This window comes from Prochlorococcus marinus str. MIT 9401 (assembly GCF_000760095.1).
Taxonomy (GTDB): Bacteria; Cyanobacteriota; Cyanobacteriia; order PCC-6307; family Cyanobiaceae; genus Prochlorococcus_A; species Prochlorococcus_A marinus_I.
Map to the genome: position 1 here is coordinate 278,798 of NZ_JNAR01000016.1, position 20,985 is coordinate 299,782.

General features: G+C 30.7%; 25 protein-coding genes and 1 other RNA gene. 12 read left to right on the forward strand and 14 right to left on the reverse strand.

All coding sequences use genetic code 11. The features are described 5' to 3' along the window. Window positions 1-6 precede the first annotated feature (6 nt). Both EV01_RS0109185 and EV01_RS01830 read left to right on the forward strand, forming a co-directional pair. On the forward strand, window positions 7-213 hold the full coding sequence (locus EV01_RS0109185) for a hypothetical protein (RefSeq protein ID WP_032516910.1): 207 nt from the start codon (window positions 7-9) through the stop codon (window positions 211-213). Beyond that, window positions 214-963, forward strand: a complete 750-nt coding sequence (locus EV01_RS01830; RefSeq protein ID WP_032516909.1) for an NAD-dependent DNA ligase — start codon at window positions 214-216, stop codon at window positions 961-963. It abuts the gene before it with no gap. 123 nt (window positions 964-1,086) lie between these two features. Here the strand turns inward: EV01_RS01830 and EV01_RS09920 are convergent, their stop codons facing one another. From EV01_RS09920 to EV01_RS01820, 5 genes are all read right to left on the reverse strand, one after another. Further along, window positions 1,087-1,254, reverse strand: a complete 168-nt coding sequence (locus EV01_RS09920) for a hypothetical protein (RefSeq protein WP_206537811.1) — start codon at window positions 1,252-1,254, stop codon at window positions 1,087-1,089. After that, window positions 1,229-1,369, reverse strand: coding sequence for a hypothetical protein (locus EV01_RS09925; protein WP_011862726.1), 141 nt, complete (start codon window positions 1,367-1,369; stop codon window positions 1,229-1,231). Before EV01_RS09925 ends, EV01_RS09920 begins: the two co-directional genes overlap by 26 nt. Continuing rightward, window positions 1,366-1,665: a DUF1651 domain-containing protein gene (locus EV01_RS01825; RefSeq protein WP_025943327.1), complete on the reverse strand. Its 300-nt coding sequence runs from the start codon at window positions 1,663-1,665 to the stop codon at window positions 1,366-1,368. Before EV01_RS01825 ends, EV01_RS09925 begins: the two co-directional genes overlap by 4 nt. Before the next feature lie 160 nt (window positions 1,666-1,825). Then, window positions 1,826-2,010, reverse strand: a non-coding RNA gene (ssrS, locus tag EV01_RS09410) — 6S RNA. 17 nt (window positions 2,011-2,027) lie between these two features. Continuing rightward, window positions 2,028-3,218, reverse strand: coding sequence for a 5-(carboxyamino)imidazole ribonucleotide synthase (locus EV01_RS01820; protein ID WP_032516908.1), 1,191 nt, complete (start codon window positions 3,216-3,218; stop codon window positions 2,028-2,030). 125 nt (window positions 3,219-3,343) lie between these two features. Between EV01_RS01820 and aroB the strand changes: the two genes are divergently transcribed. Next, window positions 3,344-4,435 (forward strand): 3-dehydroquinate synthase, encoded by a 1,092-nt coding sequence (gene aroB, locus EV01_RS01815; protein WP_032516907.1) that lies wholly within the window; start codon window positions 3,344-3,346, stop codon window positions 4,433-4,435. Here the strand turns inward: aroB and EV01_RS01810 are convergent. Continuing rightward, on the reverse strand, window positions 4,432-5,622 hold the full coding sequence (locus tag EV01_RS01810; RefSeq protein ID WP_032516906.1) for an SAM-dependent methyltransferase: 1,191 nt from the start codon (window positions 5,620-5,622) through the stop codon (window positions 4,432-4,434). The two genes, aroB and EV01_RS01810, sit on opposite strands and share 4 nt — an antisense overlap. 31 nt (window positions 5,623-5,653) lie before the next feature. On the opposite strand from EV01_RS01810, the gene EV01_RS01805 reads away from it, so the two are divergent. Continuing rightward, window positions 5,654-6,451, forward strand: coding sequence for a methanol dehydrogenase (locus tag EV01_RS01805; protein WP_032516905.1), 798 nt, complete (start codon window positions 5,654-5,656; stop codon window positions 6,449-6,451). A gap of 23 nt (window positions 6,452-6,474) precedes the next feature. Here the strand turns inward: EV01_RS01805 and EV01_RS01800 are convergent, their stop codons facing one another. Beyond that, complete coding sequence (locus EV01_RS01800; RefSeq protein ID WP_032516904.1) at window positions 6,475-7,248, reverse strand: TIGR04168 family protein; 774 nt, start codon at window positions 7,246-7,248, stop codon at window positions 6,475-6,477. A 118-nt stretch (window positions 7,249-7,366) separates the two neighbouring features. On the opposite strand from EV01_RS01800, the gene nadA reads away from it, so the two are divergent. Then, the gene (gene nadA / locus EV01_RS01795) at window positions 7,367-8,326 is read left to right on the forward strand and encodes a quinolinate synthase NadA (protein WP_072013483.1); all 960 of its coding nucleotides are present in this window, start codon (window positions 7,367-7,369) and stop codon (window positions 8,324-8,326) included. On the opposite strand, the gene EV01_RS01790 is transcribed toward nadA, so the two are convergent. From EV01_RS01790 to EV01_RS01780, 3 genes are all read right to left on the reverse strand, one after another. Next, complete coding sequence (locus EV01_RS01790) at window positions 8,323-9,657, reverse strand: S41 family peptidase (RefSeq protein ID WP_032516902.1); 1,335 nt, start codon at window positions 9,655-9,657, stop codon at window positions 8,323-8,325. The two genes, nadA and EV01_RS01790, sit on opposite strands and share 4 nt — an antisense overlap. Window positions 9,658-9,720: 63 nt before the next feature. Beyond that, window positions 9,721-10,938 (reverse strand): (E)-4-hydroxy-3-methylbut-2-enyl-diphosphate synthase, encoded by a 1,218-nt coding sequence (gene ispG, locus EV01_RS01785; protein ID WP_025890605.1) that lies wholly within the window; start codon window positions 10,936-10,938, stop codon window positions 9,721-9,723. Between the two features lie 34 nt (window positions 10,939-10,972). Then, entirely contained in the window at window positions 10,973-11,476 is a 504-nt protein-coding gene (locus EV01_RS01780; protein WP_032517631.1) for a uracil-DNA glycosylase, read from the reverse strand. Between the two features lie 160 nt (window positions 11,477-11,636). Between EV01_RS01780 and EV01_RS01775 the strand changes: the two genes are divergently transcribed. From EV01_RS01775 to EV01_RS01755, 5 genes are read left to right on the forward strand one after another with little or no spacing between them, the layout of a single operon-like run. Then, the gene (locus EV01_RS01775; RefSeq protein WP_032517632.1) at window positions 11,637-12,815 is read left to right on the forward strand and encodes a pyridoxal phosphate-dependent aminotransferase; all 1,179 of its coding nucleotides are present in this window, start codon (window positions 11,637-11,639) and stop codon (window positions 12,813-12,815) included. A 12-nt stretch (window positions 12,816-12,827) separates the two neighbouring features. Further along, window positions 12,828-13,721 (forward strand): putative selenate ABC transporter substrate-binding protein, encoded by an 894-nt coding sequence (locus tag EV01_RS01770; RefSeq protein WP_032517633.1) that lies wholly within the window; start codon window positions 12,828-12,830, stop codon window positions 13,719-13,721. Continuing rightward, window positions 13,718-14,458, forward strand: a complete 741-nt coding sequence (locus tag EV01_RS01765; protein ID WP_032517634.1) for an ATP-binding cassette domain-containing protein — start codon at window positions 13,718-13,720, stop codon at window positions 14,456-14,458. The genes EV01_RS01770 and EV01_RS01765 overlap by 4 nt, the downstream gene beginning before the upstream one ends. 4 nt (window positions 14,459-14,462) lie before the next feature. After that, window positions 14,463-15,965: a PhnE/PtxC family ABC transporter permease gene (locus EV01_RS01760; RefSeq protein WP_032517635.1), complete on the forward strand. Its 1,503-nt coding sequence runs from the start codon at window positions 14,463-14,465 to the stop codon at window positions 15,963-15,965. Between the two features lie 49 nt (window positions 15,966-16,014). After that, window positions 16,015-16,659 carry a GDSL-type esterase/lipase family protein gene (locus EV01_RS01755; protein ID WP_032517636.1) on the forward strand — a complete coding sequence of 215 codons (645 nt, stop codon included), beginning with the start codon at window positions 16,015-16,017 and terminating at the stop codon, window positions 16,657-16,659. A gap of 16 nt (window positions 16,660-16,675) precedes the next feature. Here the strand turns inward: EV01_RS01755 and EV01_RS01750 are convergent, their stop codons facing one another. From EV01_RS01750 to EV01_RS01740, 3 genes are read right to left on the reverse strand one after another with little or no spacing between them, the layout of a single operon-like run. Continuing rightward, entirely contained in the window at window positions 16,676-17,419 is a 744-nt protein-coding gene (locus EV01_RS01750) for a TIGR00297 family protein (protein WP_032517637.1), read from the reverse strand. Between the two features lie 6 nt (window positions 17,420-17,425). Next, window positions 17,426-18,199, reverse strand: coding sequence for a 16S rRNA (uracil(1498)-N(3))-methyltransferase (locus tag EV01_RS01745; RefSeq protein ID WP_032517638.1), 774 nt, complete (start codon window positions 18,197-18,199; stop codon window positions 17,426-17,428). Between the two features lie 9 nt (window positions 18,200-18,208). Continuing rightward, a complete protein-coding gene (locus EV01_RS01740) occupies window positions 18,209-18,652 on the reverse strand; it encodes a DUF3531 family protein (protein ID WP_002806034.1) in 444 nt (147 codons plus the stop codon). A gap of 83 nt (window positions 18,653-18,735) precedes the next feature. Here EV01_RS01740 and EV01_RS01735 point away from each other — a divergent pair, with 83 nt between their 5' ends. Together EV01_RS01735 and hslO are read left to right on the forward strand one after the other, a co-directional pair. Next, window positions 18,736-19,383: an ABC transporter ATP-binding protein gene (locus EV01_RS01735; RefSeq protein WP_032517639.1), complete on the forward strand. Its 648-nt coding sequence runs from the start codon at window positions 18,736-18,738 to the stop codon at window positions 19,381-19,383. Further along, complete coding sequence (gene hslO / locus EV01_RS01730) at window positions 19,373-20,281, forward strand: Hsp33 family molecular chaperone HslO (RefSeq protein ID WP_032517640.1); 909 nt, start codon at window positions 19,373-19,375, stop codon at window positions 20,279-20,281. Before EV01_RS01735 ends, hslO begins: the two co-directional genes overlap by 11 nt. Here hslO and EV01_RS01725 read toward each other — a convergent pair. Beyond that, window positions 20,276-20,950: a CPP1-like family protein gene (locus tag EV01_RS01725; RefSeq protein ID WP_032517641.1), complete on the reverse strand. Its 675-nt coding sequence runs from the start codon at window positions 20,948-20,950 to the stop codon at window positions 20,276-20,278. The two genes, hslO and EV01_RS01725, sit on opposite strands and share 6 nt — an antisense overlap. Window positions 20,951-20,985: the final 35 nt, after the last annotated feature.

Consider the following 20,985-nt stretch of genomic DNA (forward strand, 5'->3'; position numbering starts at 1 on the left):
TTTTAAATGATTAAAGATCTGTTTAAACTTTTTTTCTTAATATTATTACTTGGATTTATATCAATAAGTCCAAAAACAAGATATTTGGTTGGCATAACTCTAAAAGAAATTTCTTCATTTCTTTTATGGACTGTTAAATATGAAGATAGAGAGAAATGGATCATAGATAAACCAAGTTGGATACCTAGCCAAAAACTTAAGCCATCGTATTAAATGAAGACTTATTTAGAAGAACGCATTGAATGGTATGACGATAATTATAGAAATGGTAATGCTTTAATCTCTGATAAGCAATTTGACCAACTTGAAAAAAATTTATTAAGAACAAACCCTGATTGTGATTACTTTAAAAAGAAAAATAAACTAGTTTTACCTTCATTAGAAAAGGATTCAATAGATGAATTTTTGAAAGGATTATTAGCAGATACCAGATTATTAGTTGAACCAAAAATTGATGGTTGTGCTGTTGCCTTGCAATATAGGGATGGAACCTTGGAGAAAGCAATTTCAAGAAAAGGGACAGACGTTACTAGTAAACTTATTAAAGTCCAAGACATTCCAAATAATCTCCCTTTAAGAGGAGTTCTTCAAGTTAGAGGTGAATTATATGCACCCAACCAAAGTCCAAATATCTCCCAGAGAATCGCTTCTGGATTTCTAAGAGCTAAAGAAGGATTTTCTGAAAGTCTTAGCTTCTGCGCATTTCAAATACTTAATTCAACACTTAACCAATATGAGGCCAAAAAGAGTCTTTCAAAGCTTGGCTTCACGATCCCTCAGGATATTTCATGCAACTTTACGAGCCAAGTTGAAGTATTTAGAAAACAATGGCTAGAAGGGAAGCTTTTTAGTAAATATCCAACAGATGGAATAGTAGTAAAAATAAATTCTAGAAAATTACAATTGATTAGAGAAAAATCAAATTTAGATTATCCTTATTGGCAAGTGGCAATAAAACGTTAATGGAATTAATACACCAAATTTTTCCTACTTGGCATATTTATTTGGATATGTTTTTGGTTGGCTTTGCAACTTACGGTTTTATGAGAATTAAGAAAAAAATAAAAACTAAATAAAGTTTTTAAATCATCCCTGGTCCTTAAGCATGGATTTAAGTTGTTCCGTATCTAGTTGTTCAAGATAATTTCTCATTGCCAACCAAGATCTTCTGCTTTCTAACTTTCCACTTTGTTTAAATAAATTTGCGGAAACTTGATCTATCAATTCTTTATGAGTCATATTTATATTCTTCATCAAGTTCAATGACAACACCATTAAAAAATTCTGCTAATAATTTTGATGGGTCTTGCATAGATATCTTTCTATCTACTTTTGATAATTTTTTTTTGATTGGATTTAAGTTAGTCATACAGATTCAGGTAATTCAAGTTCTTCAAAAGTCCAACCTTCTAATTGAAGGTCATGCCATTTATCCCAAGCATTATCCAAATACATTTGTGTGGATGATTTAATTGCCATTGGCTCACCAAGATCATTTGCATAATATGTATGAGCAAAAATTCTCATACTATTTCTTGGAGATTTTTTATTCCTTACAAATAAAATTAATCTGCTGCGGTCTGGGCTAAGCAACCAACCACTTGGGGACTCATTACGATAACCGTAAGAAAAATTAGTCCAAACATTAGCTCCTCCTAAAGTCATTACTTAGTAATACATGTGTACTACTAATATAAATACATTAGAAATGGATCGTCAAGTATTTTGGTAAATAATTTTTTACACTGATAAAGAAAAAAACAGCTCAGTTATTCCAAAAAAATAAAATACCCACCAAAAACCTGCTTTAGCAAGCATTTTGATAGGTAACACCGGATCCCCGTCAGTTCTCTGCTGCATCGACCTGGAAATGCCAGAAGAGGATTCAAAGTGGGCTTTCGTTTCCGATTACAAGATCGGTTTACTACCGCATCACGACAGTCTCCTCATGTCGAAAGAGAGTCAGATCAGAGCACATAAAGAAGAACTTAACCAAAGATCCAGTAATTTAACTCTAACTTATTTTTTTATGCATTTGGAGATGGCCAAATGTCTCTTACCATAGTTAATAAAATTTGAGCTTCATCATATCTTTCTGAATGCGTTTTACCATTTAATAAAAATGTGATGTGAGCCATTTTTCTTCCCAGAATTTCGCGAGATTTGCCATAACAATGAATATTAGAACCCTCAATTTCAGATAACATTTTAATTCTGGTTTCCATTGAGATTGGGAAATTCTTTTTTAACCCCAGTAGATTTACCATAATTGCACCTTCACAGTTCATTTTAATTTCAGGTGGCATTATCCCAGAAGAAATGCAAACATATTGATCAAACTGACTTGAAGTGCAAGCTTCAATAGAGAAATGAGCTGAGTTATGTGTTCTAGGAGCTATTTCATTAATTAAAAGACCGTTATCTCCATAGAAGAATTCAATAGCTAAAACTCCAACGTAATTAAGTTCATTGACTATTGAAGAGAAGATATTTATTGCAAATAAGTTCAAATCATATTCATTTGTTCCAGGTGCAAGAACCCAATCACAAACATGGTTTGATTGGAACGTCTCAACTATTGGAAAGAATCTTATCTTACCGGTCCTATCTCTCGAACCAACAAGAGCCAATTCTTTTTCATACTCTATCCATTCTTCTATTAACCATTCATTAGAATTATTCTCTGTTAAAAAGGAATCTAAATCTTCTTTTGTCTTTATTTTTCTGTTCCCTTTGCCGTCATATCCCCCTTTATTTGATTTTGCCATTAGAGGAAAAGTCCAATTATTGATTTCCTCATCCGAGAGATTTTTAAAATCTTCAATACTTATCCATTTTGGGCAGGGAATATTCATTCTTTCTATCAATTTTTTTTGAGAAAACCTATCAACTAAGGGCTTTATTGCATTAAGGCTTGGAACAAAAATATCTTTATTGTCAATTAAATTTAATTTATCAATTTTTATCCATTCGTTTTCAAAAATTATTTTTTTACACTCATTAATTAATGATTTATTACCTCTTATCTTTAAAGGATCAGCTTCTATCACATGATCTGCTTTTAACCCAGCAGGATCATCACAAGATTTTGTTTGCACACATACGTCTAAATCTCTTTTTTTTGCTGCCTCAGTTAACATCAAAGCAAGTTGACCACCTCCAATTATTCCTAGGGAATAATTTTTCTTAATATCGTTTATATTTTTTTTAAAACTCATAGCATGATTTTATTACCATTTCTAATTCTTAACAACTGAATTTTTAAGTATCTAGAGCTTAGATTTTGCTAATATATAAAGTATTTAATACCAAATATTTATAAATTTTAACTAGGTAATCAATTGTGAATAAGAGAAAAATATTAGTCCCATTAGGTGATAAGTCATACGAAGTAACTCTAGAAGCAGGAATACTGAATAATATCAGCGAAGAACTTTTAAAAATTGGAATAAAAAATAATAGAAAGATACTTGTGATTTCAAATGAAGAAATATCAAATTTGTATGGAGAAAAATTCTTAAATAATTTAAAAGAGAATCAATTTCAGGCCAAAATGTTCCTTATTAAGGCTGGAGAATCATATAAAAACTTAAAAACCTTAAGTGAAATATATGATATCGCATTTGAATTTGGCTTAGATAGAAATTCAATAATTATTGCCCTTGGAGGAGGAATTGTCGGAGACGTAAGTGGTTTTGCAGCTGCTACTTGGCTGAGAGGTATCGAATATATTCAGATTCCAACAACATTATTATCAATGGTTGATTCATCTGTGGGAGGAAAAACAGGAGTAAATCATCCAAAAGGTAAAAATTTAATTGGAGCTTTCAATCAACCTAAAGCAGTTTTTATTGATCCAGAAACTTTAAAAAGTTTGCCCAAAAGAGAATTTAATGCAGGCATGGCCGAAGTAATAAAATACGGAGTAATAAGAGATAAAGAACTTTTCGAATACTTAGAAATTGAAAAAAACAAGAATGAACTTATAAATCTCAAGAATGATTATCTAATTAAAATAATTGATAGTTCAATAAAAACAAAGTCTCAAATTGTTTCTCAAGACGAACATGAAAATGGTGTTAGAGCAATATTGAATTATGGTCATTCTTTTGGTCACGTTATTGAAAATTTATGTGGATACGGCAAATTTCTTCATGGTGAGGCGATATCAATTGGCATGAATATTGCGGGGAAAATAGCAATTGAGAAAGGGTTATGGTCTAAAGAAGAATTAGAAAGACAGAATAATCTTTTGAAGAGTTACGATCTCCCTACCAAGATCCCCGCAATAAATAAAGAAGACATTCTTACAATACTTAGAGGTGATAAAAAAGTTCGTAATGGCAAAATTAGATTTATATTACCTCAAGAAATAGGTGCAGTAGGTATTTATGATGACGTAGAGGATTCATTATTTTTAAAGTTTTTTTCTTAACGCAAACAGGTTGAATTTATATTCATTTCCTTCTCCTTAAACTTATTAAAAACAAACCACTTAAAATCACCTAGGCATACAGGATCTACGAGTCTAAGTAATGCCTCTCTTCTTAAAAGAGCATTTGACAAATTCTCTTTAAATTCCTTCTGAATTCCATAAAGTCTCTCTGCCAATCCAAGTGCCAACAAAGCCTCTCCTTGTTTAGTTATTCCAACAGTATTAAATCCAAGAGTCTCAGCATCATTAATTAAAGTTTCTATGCACACATGAGATGTTAAATCGCAATTTCCGGGAGAATCTAGGACATTATTCATCATTTTTTGATTTTCATAAGAAACTATCATCCCATCGGAATTCTTAAAGTCATAGTATTTTTTAGCTTCTTTAGCGTAATCAATTATCAATAAAATACCATTATTGATTTTCCCATAAATAGCTTCTAACCATTTTGAATTATCTACATGCCATTCGGTTGCCCATCCTTCAAGAGCATCTTTAGGCGGAATAGTTATTCCCAACTCACTTTTGGCAAATTCAATACTTTTTCCCAATTCTCTTGTAATTGGCATTTCATCAAAAAATAATTTATGAGATTTTTTGTCTATAGAAACTGCTTGTCGAAGTAATTTCCCTTTTGAAAAGATTATTCTCTCTACTGGCAGAGCATCCAATACCTCATTTGCTAGAACTATACCATTTATATTATTTTCCTCTACTTCTCTCAAATCTTTCCATAAAATATCAATACCTAAGTTCAAAAATTCCTCCAATTTATTTTTTTGTTTTTCTACCATTCCTTCATTAGGTTCAATAATCACAAAAGAAACTCCTTCTAAAGAATTTTTGCTGTTTTCTAAAAAGTATTTAATTAATCCCCTCATAAAGCTTCCATCTCCAGCTCCAAATTCAATTACAGCTAATTTCTGATTAGATAAAAAACTACTTTTGAACTGAATCAACCAATCTTCAATTTGTTTACCAACCAAAAAAGCAAAATCATCAGATAAAGAAGGGGATGTGACAAAATCTCCATGAGCACCTAACTGAGCTTTACCGCTGCCGTAATAACCATTTATAGGATCATTTAAAGCAAAATTCATAAAGTCATAAAAACTTATAGTCCCACCCATTTTTATTATTTTTTTTGCTAACCAATCTGGATTGTTCGCGGGTAAGCTATTCATCGGCGAAAATATAAAGAGACAAAACTTATTTATGCCTTCAAAGATTAACTATTTATTAGGAATATTTCTATCTATATTAGTTTTAATTTCACATAAACCCGTTTTAGCTATAAATAATCCAAATCTATTACCAGAAGAAAAAACACCAGTAATTGATTTAGCTAAAACATTAAGCCCTAATCAGAAAAAATCTTTAGAGGAAAAGCTCAACAATCTTGAGATTGAAAGTGGGTGGAAAATTAAATATTTATCTCAGTTTGAGAGTTCTCCTGGCAGCGCAATAAAGGACTATTGGGATTTAGATGAGACCAGTTTGTTAATAGTTGCAGATCCTAGAGGGGGAAATTTGCTGAACTTTAACGTTGGAGAAGCTTATTTTAATTTTATGCCAAGGTTATTTTGGGTTGAACTTCAAACAAGATTTGGTAACCAATATTATGTTAAAGATCACGGTGAGGATGGTGCAGTATTAGATGCAATTGATTCAGTAAAGATTTGCCTTGAAAGAGGAGGATGTCAAGTTGTCCCTGGCCTACCCAAAGAGCAATATATATGGACTTTATGTACATCTATTCTGGGAGGTTTAGTAGCAGGTTTCTCATCTGCTCCAAGAAAAGAAGGTCAAGTCATATCAATTGGATTTTTAGCTCTTCTTTCTCCTTTATGGGGAATGTTATTTGGAATCTTTGGTTTGGCACCGATAATATCCAGAACAAATGATTTATTACCTTTATTTAAAAATAGTTTAGCTTTTACAGCTGCAGGAATTGCGGGTTATATCTTATCTCAAACATTATTTTCAAGGTATGAAAAGCCCAACAATACTTAAAATATGATCAGAAATATTTAATCTTAAAAAAATTTATCTTCTTCACGAATTTCACCAGACTCTGAATACCATCGATGAGAAACATGTTTTAATTCCTTTTTTTCAAACTCAATCCATGAAAAGTTAATTAACAATTTCCCATTTTCATCAGATTTATATCTTGGCACAACAGCAGTGTTGAAATAAATTGTTCCTTTGCTATCCATTTTAAACATCTCTCTTAAACCAAGATTTCTTTTGAGACGATTGTGCATATGACCAAAAATCACAAGATCAACTTTTCTACTCTTTTGTATTTGAGAAATAGCCACAGACAAATCTCTATCTCCCCAATCTAAAGAGGGCAATTTCCAGTCTTTTCCACAAATACTTTTAGGTTCTGAGCCTAAACCCGAAGGGCCAGCATGAGACATAATTATTAAAGGTATATCTTCAACCGTCTCTTCTGAACATTTGATGATTTTATTTATTGAATCTTGTTCGGTGATAGGTCCATAAACGCCTTTAACTTCTTTTGAAAGATAATAACCGCCGCCAGAACTACATGGTCTTGCAGACAGTAAATTTATTTGATTGTTAAAAACTTTCAAATCCCATGCACAATATTTCCCACCAAGAACACGTATCTGCTTTAGAAGAGTTTCGCCTGTAGAATCCTTCCCTCTATCATGATTTCCTAAAATCACAAAAGTAGGAATTTTGATCTGATTGATTTTTCTAATTATTTTGATACTCCCATCAGAAATATCACCAACAAATAAAACAATATTTGGTTTAATAATCGATAAAACTTTCAAGTCTAATTCAGACCATTGACCATGACAGTCACCAACAATAGCAATTTTTAAATTTGTCAGAATTTTTTCTGTTTAAAGGCATATAATCTATTTAGAGATATTCTAAATCCTGACCAGTATAACTTCTACTGCAAAACAGAAATCCGTTCAAAACGAAGAGGTTTTGATTTCTGAAATAAAGGAGCGTTGCAAAAAAGCTAATGCAATTATTCTTGCGCACTATTATCAAGCTCCAGAAATTCAAGAAATTGCAGATTTTATTGGAGATTCATTAGATCTATCTAGGAAAGCTGCAAATAATGATGCAGATATAATAATTTTTTGCGGTGTACACTTTATGGCCGAAACTGCAAAAATACTTAGCCCAAATAAAACAGTCCTATTACCAGATATTGACGCAGGATGCTCATTAGCAGATGATTGCCCCTCAGATAAATTTCAAAAATTTAGAGAAGAAAATCCAGATCACTATGTCGTAAGTTATATAAATTGTACTGCAGAAGTAAAAGCGCAAAGCGATCTGATATGTACAAGCAGTAATGCAGTTTCATTAGTTAGAAAGATACCTGAAGATAAAAAGATAATATTTGCGCCAGATCAGAACCTTGGGAGATGGGTACAGAAAAATTCAGGAAGAGATCTTAAATTATGGCCTGGCAGCTGCATTGTTCATGAATCATTTAGTGAAGAAGCGCTTCTAAAATTAAAATATCAAAATCCTGGATCAAAAGTCATTGCTCATCCTGAATGTAGTCAAAATTTGTTAACTCTATCAGACTTTATTGGTTCAACAAGTAAACTGCTTGATTTCGTAAGTAAAGATTCATCTAAGACTTATATGGTATTAACTGAACCTGGAATAATCCACCAAATGAAGAAGAAAGAACCTAACAAAATTTTTATTGAAGTCCCCGACATCGAAGGTTGTAAATGTAACGAGTGTCCATATATGAAATTAAATACTTTAGAAAAAATTCTTGAATGTTTAAAAAATAATTCCCCCTCTATCGAACTTGACCCAGAAATAATAAGAAGGGCCTATTCACCAATAAAGAGAATGTTAGATATGAGTAATTAATTTAATAAAAATACTATATTTTCCTTATAAATATTTTGGAGTGCATTAAGGTTTGTAGTGTTTGGATTAAATTCACTTATCTGATTATTTCTTTTAATTATATTAACTAGCTCTTTTTCACCCGCTCTATATTGTTTATCTTTTCTAGTTCCAATTTCTTTTTGAAGAATAGGGTTTATATTCATTTTTACTTCTATGTCTGGAATAATTCCAGATTTATTTATATCAGTGCCGTTCGGAGTTAAATACTTAGCTACTGTAACAGTTAAACCCGAACCATCAACTAATGTTCTCATAGATTGAACTAGACCTTTTCCAAACGTTTTCTTCCCAACTAATTTTCCTCTTTTGTTATCTTTTATTGCTCCAGAGACTATTTCACTAGCACTAGCAGAACCCTCATTAACTAAAACAACTAAAGGTTTTTTTGTTAGGGCTTGACCGTTTCCTCTTTTTGTTTCTTTTAATCCATCTTTACTTACTGTACTTACTATTACTCCTTTATTAATGAAGTGCCTTGAGATATCAATGCTTGATTCTAATAAACCTCCTGGATTACTTCTCAAGTCAAGAACATATCCTTCGACTTTTTTTGTTTCTAAATCCTTAATAGCATCTCTAGTTTCTTTTGAGGCATTTGCGTTAAATTGTTTAATTCTTATGTAGCCAATTAATAAGCCGTTTTTGGTTTGATTGACTTTACTTGATACAGATTTTATTTCAATTTTTTCTCTTGATAAAATCTTAAAAAAGGATTTAGAACCTCTAAGAATTTCAAGCTTAACTTTAGTACCCTTTTGTCCTCTTATTAATTTCACGGCATCCTCAATGTTCATGCCTTCAGTAGAAATATCATCTATAGAAAGTATTTTATCTCTAGCTTTTATTCCAGCATCAAATGCAGGGGTGCCCTCTATAGGAGAAATAATTATTAAATCATCAGATTCTTTATCTTTAACTATTTGAATACCAACTCCAGTTAATTCACCAGAGGTATCGATTCTCATTTGATTAAATTCCTTAGGTTCTAAAAATCTTGTATAAGAATCATCTAAGTTAGAAAGCATATCTCTAATCGCATCATATGCTTCATTGCTGTCTGAATATGTTTTTGATAAAACTTCTTTTCTTAAATTAATCCAGTTAGACTTCTGAAATTTACCACTTGAATCAAGAAAATCCCTATAAACAATTTGCCAAACATGATCAATTACTTCTTTGTAACTATTATTTAAAACTGTTGCTTCTGCAAAATTATTTAAAAATAGCCCAGAAAAGGTTGTCGCAAACAGTATTATAAATTTTTTTTTGAACAATTTTCTTATCTTCAAGGGGATTCGATATTTTTAATTATAAAAAGATTTTATTTATAATTTCAAAAATTTGACAAATCCTTAAGGATCAATCCACTTTCCATCATCCTTAATGAGTTGGATTAAAGCATTAACTCCCTCATCTTCGGGTACTCTTTTTATCTCTTCTTTCCTTCTATATAAAGCAATAGTTCCTTTGCCTTTACCAACATAACCATAATCAGCATCTGCCATTTCTCCTGGCCCATTAACAATACATCCCATTATTGCTATATCTAGACCTGTCAAATGTGAAGTGGCGTTTCTAACTTTGTCTACAACTTCTTCTAGATTGAAAAGTGTTCTTCCACAACTAGGGCAACTAATGTATTCAACCATTGTTTTTCTTAATCCTAAAGATTGCAAAATTGAATAGCAAACTGGTATTTCTTTCTCCGGTGCTTCTGTTAAAGAAACCCTGATGGTATCTCCTAATCCCTCTGCTAAAAGCGTTCCAATTCCAGCAGTGCTTTTAATCCTTCCATAATCACCATCTCCAGCTTCGGTCACTCCTAAATGTAAGGGATAGTTATATCCTTCAGAGTCAAGCCTATCTGCGATCATTCTGTAAGCTGCCATCATTACAGGGGCCCTGGAAGCTTTCATAGAAATAATTATGTTATGAAAATCAAGCTCATCACAAATTTTTACGAACTCCATTGCAGATTCTGTCATTCCCAATGGAGTATCTCCATAAGTAAAAAGCATCCTTTCAGATAAAGACCCATGATTAACTCCAATCCTTAGAGCTTTGTTTTCAGCCTTTAAAACTTCAACTAAAGGGGTAAATCTTTTAAGTATTGTTTGTTTAATAGTTTCAAATTCCTCATCTGTATATTCAGTTCTTGTAGGGTCTGATTTTTCAAACACAAACAATCCGGGATTAATTCTTACTTTATCAACATGTTTTGCAACCTCCATTGCAATTTTCATACCATTATGGTGAACATCAGCTACCAAGGGGGTGTTGATATTATTTTCTAATAATTTTGCTTTAATATCTCCTACTGCTTTTGCGTGCGCTAAGGAAGGGACAGTTAATCTTACTATTTCACAACCTACATCATGAAGTCTTTTTATAGCTAAGTAAGCATTTTCGACATCCATAGTATCTTCATTTATCATCGATTGAACTCTTACTGGATAATCACTTCCAATAGCTACATCACCAACCATTACTGTTCTAGTTATCCTTCTCTCAATATGAGTTGAATATCTTTTGGAGAGACTATTAACCTCTTTTGATTGAGTTAATGACATTAAAATTCTTGATATTCAAAAAGGGTTCATTAAATTATACGGCATATAGTTTACCACTTACATTCTCTAAGTCTTTCAAAGTTAGATGGTAAGGTTTATTGATTTCTTTTGAAGAAAATCTCAACAAGTAAGATGGATGAAAAATTACCATAATTTCTCTGCCATCTTTTTTAATCCATTGACCTCTCAAATTACTTATAGGATCTTTAACTTCTAAAATAGCTCTCATAGCAGTCGAACCAGTAAGTAGTATAAATTTTGGATCAACTAGCTTTATTTGCTGTAATAACCATGGTTTATGAGTATTAATTTCTCTAGTAGTGGGTTTTCTATTATTTGGTGGACGACATTTAATTACATTGCAGAAATAAACATCCTTTACATAGTCAATCCCCGCTTTTGTCAATAATTCGTTTAATAATTTACCGGATTTACCTACATATGGTTTTCCTTCTAAGTCTTCCTGTGCTCCAGGCGCCTCACCAATTATTAACAAATCTGCAAATACACTTCCTCTCCCAATAACTAACCTTTTCACCGAAAATAAATTTTAAATAATTTTATCTTAAGAACTCAAAACATGAAAATAAAATAGATTAAGAAAATGAACTAAATTAAACCATTATGTGATACTTTTACTTATTCTTAACTTATGCAATTGTCATTATTAAAAGTCATATTTGAAAAGTTATAAGTCAATGAGTCAAGTTAATTTATCTGAACGGGCACTTTCAATTGAGCCTTCTCTTACACTACAGATAAGTGCTAAAGCTAATCAATTAGCTGCAGAAGGAGTAGATATTTGCAATTTAAGTGCAGGAGAACCCGATTTTGATGCTCCAAAAGAAGTTATAGAGGCTACAAGTAAAGCTATATTTGATGGATTTACAAAGTATGGGCCCGCAGCAGGCAATTTAGATCTCCGAAAAGCAATTGCGAATAAACTTCAAATTCAAAACAATTTAAATTATGAATTTGAAAATGTAATGGTCACAAATGGTGCTAAGCAAGCAATATATAATCTTTTCCAAGTTTTATTAAATGCTGGAGATGAAGTTATTATTCCTTCTCCATACTGGTTAAGTTATCCCCAGATGGTTAGGTTAGCGGGAGGGAGGCCAATCTTTACAAATTCTTCTGCAGAAGAGGGATTTAAAATAAATATAAAAGATTTGAAGTCTAAAATCTCTTCAAAAACTAAATTTATAATTATCAATTCTCCAAATAACCCTACTGGAAGAGTTATGTCAAAGGAAGAATTATTACAAATTGCTGAATTAGTCAGAGAAAATCCAAATATCAATATTCTATCTGATGAAATTTACGAACTAATCCTTAAAAAAGAATTTAAACACTACAGTTTATCTTCATTAGCAAATGACTTAAAAGATAGGATTTTTATAATAAATGGATTTGCGAAAGGATGGGCTATGACTGGCTGGAGGATAGGTTATTTAGTAGGTCCCAAAGATGTAATCAAAGCATCCTCAGCATTACAAAGTCAAAGTACAAGTAATGTTTGCTCTTTTGTTCAAAAAGGTGCTTTAGAGGCTTTAAAAATTAATAATGAATTTTTCTCAATAATAAATAGCCATTATGATCAAAGAAGAAGTCTTCTTTATGAGGGCCTTAAGAATATAAAAGGTATTTATATTGAAGAACCAAATGGAGCATTTTACGCATTTCCAAAATTAACTAACTCTTCAATTCATTCCGTTGATTTCTGCAACAAAGCTCTTCAAGATTATGGATTAGTTGTTGTACCTGGAAAAGCTTTTGGGGCTGACGAATGTATAAGAATCTCTTGTGCCGCTTCCGAGATTAAAATAAAAGATGGACTAGAAAGGCTTGAAAAAGCAATTTCGAAATTTTTTTAATTAAAGTCACTTATGATTAATTTAAAATCTTTCCTAATAAGTTTATCTCTGTTATTTTCTATTTTTTCATCTCCTGTATTTTCAAATCCCAAAGTTTTAAAAGTTGGAGCAATACCTGATCAAAACCAAGATGTTTTAGACAAAAGATTTAATTTATTTTCAAAAGAATTATCCAAACAACTTGATCTAGAAGTTAAGTACATTCCTGTTATTAATTATGTCGCAGCAGTAACTGGATTTAGAACTAAAGATTTAGATTTGGTTTGGTTTGGCGGTTTATCAGGAGTTCAAGCAAGATTACAAACTCCTAATTCAATTGTCATAGCTCAAAGAGATATCGATAAGGTATTTAAAAGTGTTTTTATAGTAAACAAAAATTTAGAACTTAACTCAATTTCAAACATTAAAGGACTTAAAAAACTAAAAAATTTAAGATTTACTTTTGGCTCTGAAAACTCAACTTCTGGAAGATTAATGCCAGAATATTTTTTAAATCGAGCAGGGATAGAAATTAAACACTTTAAAGGGAAAAAAGCAGGTTTTAGTGGGAGTCATGATGCCACTATAGCTCTAGTTAATAGTGGGGCATTTGATGCTGGAGCTTTAAATAAACAAGTTTGGGAAAACAATCTTAAAAATAATCCCAAAAGAACCAGTAATTTAGAATTATTCTGGATCACCCCAGAATATGTTGACTATCATTGGCTAGCTCAAGGGGATCTTGAAAATAGATTCGGGGAAGGGTTTACAAAAAAACTTAAATCAGTAATTCTAAATTTAGATATAAATCAAAAATCACATAAAAAGATTTTAGATATGTTCAATGCAAAAAGATTTATAAATGCAGAAGCAAAACAGTACAAAAACATAGAAGAAATCGGGAGGAAATTAAATAAAATAAGATGAATAATACTCTCTTAGAATTAAAAAATATATCTTATAAGTACAAAAATAATCTGATTCTAAATCAAGTAAATTTAAAAATAAATTCAGGGGAGAAAATTGCACTTTTAGGTAAAAGCGGTTCAGGAAAAACTACACTTATATCAGTTCTTAATGGCACTATCAAGCCAACTCATGGTGAGGTTAAATTATTCAATAAAAGTTTCGAGGAATTAGATAGAAAACAGAAAAGTAAGATAACAACTATTTGGCAAGATTTAAGATTAATAGAAGATCTCTCTGCAGAACAAAATGTTAATTGTGGACTATTAGCGGAAAACAATTTTTATTTCGCTTTTAAAAATTTACTAAATATAAGTTCTTTTAAGAAGGCGCATAAATATATGAAACTATGTAGACTTCATAACTCTGTTTACGCAAAAAAAATAAGAAAACTATCTGGCGGACAAAAACAAAGAGTGGCTATAGCTAGATCATTAATTCAAGGATCAGATATATTACTTGCAGATGAGCCTTTTAATAATTTAGATCCCAAATTAATAACAACAATTAAAAACCTACTGCTAGAAAATGTAGATAAAAATAATACAAAAAAATCCCCAAAGACCTCATTAGTTGCATTACATAGATTAGATTTGCTGAACGATTTCGATAAAGTTATTGGAATAAGGGATGGTAAAATTTTTTTCAATATAAAAAGAAATAACTTAAAGAAGTTTCATTTAGACAAAATATATTAATTAGTTGAATAAATTAAAATTAAACTATACCTCATTATCTTTTCTTCCAATTTTGGTATGCATACCTCTAGGGTATCAATTAATAAACAATATTCATTTTGGAGGATTTAAATTATTCCAAGAATTCTTAATTTCTGCATTTAATCCCAAGATCGATAATGAAATTATTATTACCGTAATTAATCGAATAAATGAAACTATCTTAATTGGTTTTTTTAGTTGGTTATTAAGTATTATTTTTGGAGTAATTTTTGGAATAATATCCTCAAATATTTTTTATGAAATCTTTAATATTCCAAATTTTTTCTACCGCATAATAAGGTTTTTTCTAACAATAATTAGATCTATTCATGAAGTGGTTTGGGGAATAATATTAATGCAAATATATGGAATAAATTTTTCAATAGGAATAATAGCTATTTGTATACCTTATATTGCTGTAAATTCAAAAGTTTTTGCTGAACAATTAGAAACTATTGACTACAAAAGTTTTGAATCTATAAATCAAATAAATGCACCTAAATTTTCTTCTTTATTAACTTTAATATGGAAACCAATAATAAATACATTTAAAAACTTTGGTTTATATCGATTAGAGTGTTCAATAAGAAGTACTGTTATTTTAGGACTTTTTGGGATTGGAGGAATAGGTACTAGTATTTTTTTATCTTTCCAAACTTTGAATTTTAGAGAGTTATGGACTTATTTATGGTCCTTAGCAATTTTGATAATTCTTTCTGGATTAATATTCAAAAAAATAAAATTTAATACTACAAATAAAATCCTATCTATTTTTTTTATTGCAGTTTTTTTCATAGTAATTCTATTTTCTTTTTCATATTTTCTTTATTTTATTTTTAATTATAATTTTGAAAATTTTAATTCCGTTAGTCCTTTATTTAAATCAATCTCAAATTTAGGATTATTTAATTTCTTGAAACTTATATTAGAAACAATAATTTTAAGTCTTTTATCAGCAGGAATCGCAATTAGTTTACCTCCATTATTAATGGTAATTTTTAACAATAATACTTCTAAAATTTTTATAAAAACTTTTGCCTTTTTATTACGTTTAATACCTACACCTGTAATACTTCTAATTCTTTTAACTTTTAATAATCCTTCTTTATCTTTAGCAGCTTTAACATTAGGTCTTCACAACGCTGGCATTACAAGCAAATTACTTTTTACAAATCTTGATAACCAAGACAGGAGAAATTACATTGCAATGAAATCTCTAGGAATCTCAAAAAAGACTAGTTGGCTTTTAGGTTTATTTTCTCAACAAGCAAAAAGTTACTTAGCATATTGCGCTTATAGATCAGACATCATTATTAGAGAAACTGCAATTGTTGGGGTCATTGGAAGTGTTGGTCTAGGTTGGCAATTGCAAGAATCACTAAGTTCCTTCGCATGGCAAGAAGTTACCATAGTTTTGATAGCTTATAGCTCCATCGCAATAGTTGGCGAATTAATAAATGGTAAAATCAAAGATAGTTTAACTTGATTTGTAAGAATAATTTGTTGAATCAAGTAATTATTTTTTTCCGGTTATAGTGATTAGTTTACCAAAACAGCTAGTTGTAATTGGAGATAGTTCAGTTTATGGATGGGGAGATAATGAAGGTGGTGGATGGTGTGAGAGGCTTAGAAAAGATTGGTGCAAAAACCAAAATGGTCCAATAATTTATCAACTTGGAGTAAGGGGAGATGGGATAGAAAAAGTTTCATCTAGATGGGAAAAAGAATGGTCATCTAGAGGAGAAACGCGGAGAAATAAACCTAAAGCAATTCTGCTTAATGTTGGTTTTAACGACACCGCAGCAATTGGTCAGAAAAACGGAAGACATCAATTAGATATAGATGGATTTGAATATGGATTAGGGAGACTTATTAATGAAATGAACTCTCAAACTAATGTCTTTGTTATTGGTCTGACACCTGTTGACGAAAGCAAAATGCCATTCGCAGGTTGTTTATGGTACTCAAATAGTTTTTGTAATTCTTATGAAAGGAGGATGGAGGAAGTATGCCTCAATCAGAATGTTCCATTTCTACCTACTTTTAGGGAAATGTACTCTGATAAAAGGAGTAAAAATTGGATTACTCATGATGGAATTCATCTAAATTCAGAAGGTCATTTCTGGCTTTTCCAAAGACTTAAGAGCTGGGAGGTTCTTACAAAATGGAAGGAATCCTAAGTCTTTTCAAGTATTTTTAATTTAAAAAATATGAATATAAAAAAAGAGCAAATATAGCAAAAACAGAAGCAATACTTGTCTGAATAGCATTTACTAATTCATTACTTAATTTATATTTGTTTTGAAATTTAGCACCAATAATACTCTCAGAAAGTGTGGCTAAAAAACCCGAAACTGCAACAACTATGAAATGGTATTTTGAAAAAATAATTGATAGACGAAACATTACAAAGGTCATTAATATTGATCCCAAAAAACTAGCTAATGTCCCTTCTAAACTGACTCCTCCTTCAGTTCCTCTATCAACCTTTTTAAGTGAAGTAATTAAATATGTATCCTTTCCAAACCTTTTCCCAATTTCGCTGCCAAAAGTATCCGCCAACTTTGCAGCAAAACTTGCAGCAAATCCTATTTTAAACATCACTACATTGGCAGGATTAAATTTAGTCATAATTGCAAGAAATAATCCTGTAGCTGCCGAGCCCCATACATTTTCAGGCCCCCTTCTCCCACCTCTTTTTTCAGCTATTCCTTGTTCTTTTTTAAATTTAAAACCTATTTTGGTAACTAGAGATCCAAATATTAAATAAATTACAACTGACATCCATCCCTGCCAAGATAAACATCCCCACAAAATTGTTCCTAAAATACCTGCACTAATCCAACCACCTTTTGTCATCAAAGGAATCTTGCAAAATATATAAATCAAAATGAAATTTATTAAAAAACCCATAAAAAATTGATTTCTAATTAAATCCATATTTATCTAATTCCTTAATTTCAAATCAATTCTCCACTGATTTAGGATTGATGATGCATTAATACTAGCCGTCGAAGTTCTTAAGATAGTGTCGGAAAGTTTCACAAAGGTAATATTACTTTTATTAAAAAAATCAATTTCTTTAGAGGACCAACCCCCTTCAGGACCAATTACATTCCAAAATATACCTCCTTTTTTATTTGCAAATTCTTGATGTTTTCTTAACCATTTATTTAAGTCATATCGCGTTTCCTCTCTCGTTATAGAGATTGAAACTCTTTCTTGATTATCTCTACTTTTTAGCCATTCAATAATATCCATACCATTTAAAATAGATGGTTTCCATAATCTCTCACTTTGCTCAACTGCTTCTTTGATAATTGAATTCCATCTAAAAAGCTTTCTCGAAAAATTTAAATTTTTGTTTACCTGTCTTTCTGAAAATAATGGCTGTATATAATCAATTCCTATTTCAGTACACATTTTTAAAATATCCTCAAAACCACTTTTTGGTATAACAACAGCTATTCCTAATAAGTAAATTTCTTGTTCTTGAAATAAGTAAGGTTTTTTTAATTTAATTATTTCTAAACAATCATTTTTAACTTTTATAGCTTTCCATAATGAACCCTCTCCATTAGTTATAAATATTTCTTTACCATTTTTTATCCTCATTACTTTATTTAAATAATGAGCCTCTTCTTTAGAAAGTTCTAAATTATTGTTCTTAATATTTTCAATTCTTTCATGGGAAATAATTAATCTTGTTAAGTCTTCCATTTAAAACACTTAATCTTTGAAAACCAAATCTTCATGTTCTTCAATTGCCCAATCATTATTTTCACCCCCAATAATTAACTCTTCAATTTTTACATAATTATTTGATATCTCATTCAAAGAATTAATTAATATATCTATTGAAATGGAGTCTGAAGTTCCAAAATCAACCCAACATCTTCCCCAAAGATTTTGATATTCCATAATTCCTAAATTATGCATTAAGGCTGGAAGAGATGCATTTTTTTGATCGTTATCGTAGGACATCCAACTTAGATCGGAACCCTCTTCATGAGTTTGCAAATTTTCAGAATTAAATCCACCTAACCTTCCTAAAACGTACCAACTATCAAAAACACCATCTAAATAATTTTTTTCGTCTTGAGTTGGTGATTCTGAAAACCTGATCCATATCCAACAATTAAAAGGATCAACTTCCCTAAAAATAATATTCATATTGACTAATAACTTTTTAGATCTACAGCTATTATAAGTAAGTTATTACTAGATTAAAATTCATACCTATAACTTAATTAATAATGCTTGACTTAAAAGAAATATCTTATCAACCCCAAACTGGTGAAAGAAAAATAATAAACAATTTAAATTTAAAAGTTCATGAAAATGAAATCATTTTAATTTGCGGCAATAGTGGTTCTGGGAAAACAACACTACTCGAACTAATAAGCGGATTAACAAATCCACAGAAAGGAAAAATTACTTGGAAGAATAAAATTTTATCTTCCAGGCAAAGAAGATGGTTTTGTGGAGTAGTATTCCAATTTCCTGAAAGATACTTTATAGGTACAACCATTGGGAAAGAATTAAAAATAGGACATAAATCTTTAAGAGAAAAAAATATAGAAATAGTTTTAAATAAAGTTGGTTTGAAAAAAATTAATCTGGCCCAACCACCAGAACAACTAAGTGGAGGACAACAAAGGCGATTAGCTGTAGCAGTTCAACTACTTAGAAACCCCTCAATTCTTTTACTTGATGAACCAACTGCTGGATTAGACTATTCAATGAGAAATGATGTAAAGAATTTAATTCTTGATTTAAAAAATAAAAATACAATTATTATTGTTACTCATGAACCTGCCTTATTTGAGGGAATTCCTTCTAGGATATTATTCTTGGAAAAAGGGAAAATCAAAAATTTTATAAAAGAAAATCATGCAGGATAGGATAGTTCGAGCTACTGCAGCTAATGGAGGAATAAGATTAGTTGCGGTCTTAACAACAGAATCTTCTTTAGAAGCAAAAAAAAGACACGGTCTTTCTTATTTAACAACCTCTATCTTAGGAAGAGCATTTAGTGCTTCACTACTTTTAGCAAGCTCGATGAAGATAATGCACGGGAGAGTTACTTTAAGAGTTAGATCTGACGGACCTTTAAAAGGATTACTAGTTGATGCAGGTAGAGACGGAAAAGTTAGGGGTTATGTAGGGAATCCTAATTTAGAATTAGACCTAGTCAAAAAAGGCAATAATAAATATTCTTTTGATTTTACAAAAGCATTAGGTAGAGGATATTTAAATGTAATTAGAGATAGTGGATTTGGAGAACCATTTACAAGCACTGTTGAATTAGTAAATGGAAATATTGCTGAAGACTTAGCTTCATATTTATATCATTCAGAGCAAACTCCCTCTGCTGTATTTATTGGAGAAAAAATTCAAAATAAAAGTGTTATTTGTAGTGGTGGCTTATTAGCTCAAGTTCTACCTAAAAAAGATACTGACCCACTACTAATCTCACTACTTGAAGAAAGATGTAAAGAAATTAATTCTTTCAGCGAAGACTTATTTAAGTCAAAAGACAATCTTCTTTCGTTAATTAGAAATATATTTCCCGATATTGACGATAAATCAATCTCTGAAAAAGCCCGTTCCCAAGAAGTGAGTTTTAAATGCAAGTGTTCCAAGCAAAGAAGTTTAAATGCGATGAAAATGCTAGATAAGAACGAGCTAGAGGACATCATCAAGAAAGATGGCAAAGCAGAGTTGGTTTGTGAATTTTGTAAAAATAAATATCTTATAAATTATGAAGAAATCAAATCGATGATAGAAAATCAATCATAAAAAAATTACGCCTAGCCATAAAATAACCATGGCCGGAATACTTTGAATTTTTTGTATTGATAAAGAGTTGTTTGATACTTCCTGAATGAAAGAATTATTTTCAAGTAGTCCACCAAATATTAATCCTATCGAAAGAAAGGTAACACTCCATCCTAGAGAACCTATAAATCTTTTCCCCGATTTAATTTGAGTATAGGTAAGTATTAATGTTGAGACAGAAAGCAAAAGTCTATTATTAGAGTCTGGACTGATAAATAACAAAATTAAAAATAATAACCCAACAGAAATTTTTATTGAAAGATTATCAAATGAGGGGGGCGTTATTTTTGGCAAACTATACTGACTTGAATTTTTAGAGTTATTATTTAAATTTTTTATTTTAGAAAGCAGTGGAAAATTATTATTAGTAAATTGATTAATTTGTTTTTCTTTTTTTGAAGCACTTACAGCTTCGTAGCTTACATTTCCTGATTGTCTTGCTTTCAAACTACCCATAAGTAATTGATCGAAGGAGGATTCAATTTTCGCTTTTAAAATCAAATCTTCACCAGCCTCTTTAACTTTAAGATCCCTAGCCTTCTGAATATCCTCAAAAGCAGCACCTTCTTTTACACCTAAAATTTCATAAGGTGATTTTTCATTATCGTTTTTACTACTGTTTGAATCCAAAATTTTTAACCAATACTAATAGATTAACCAATTTT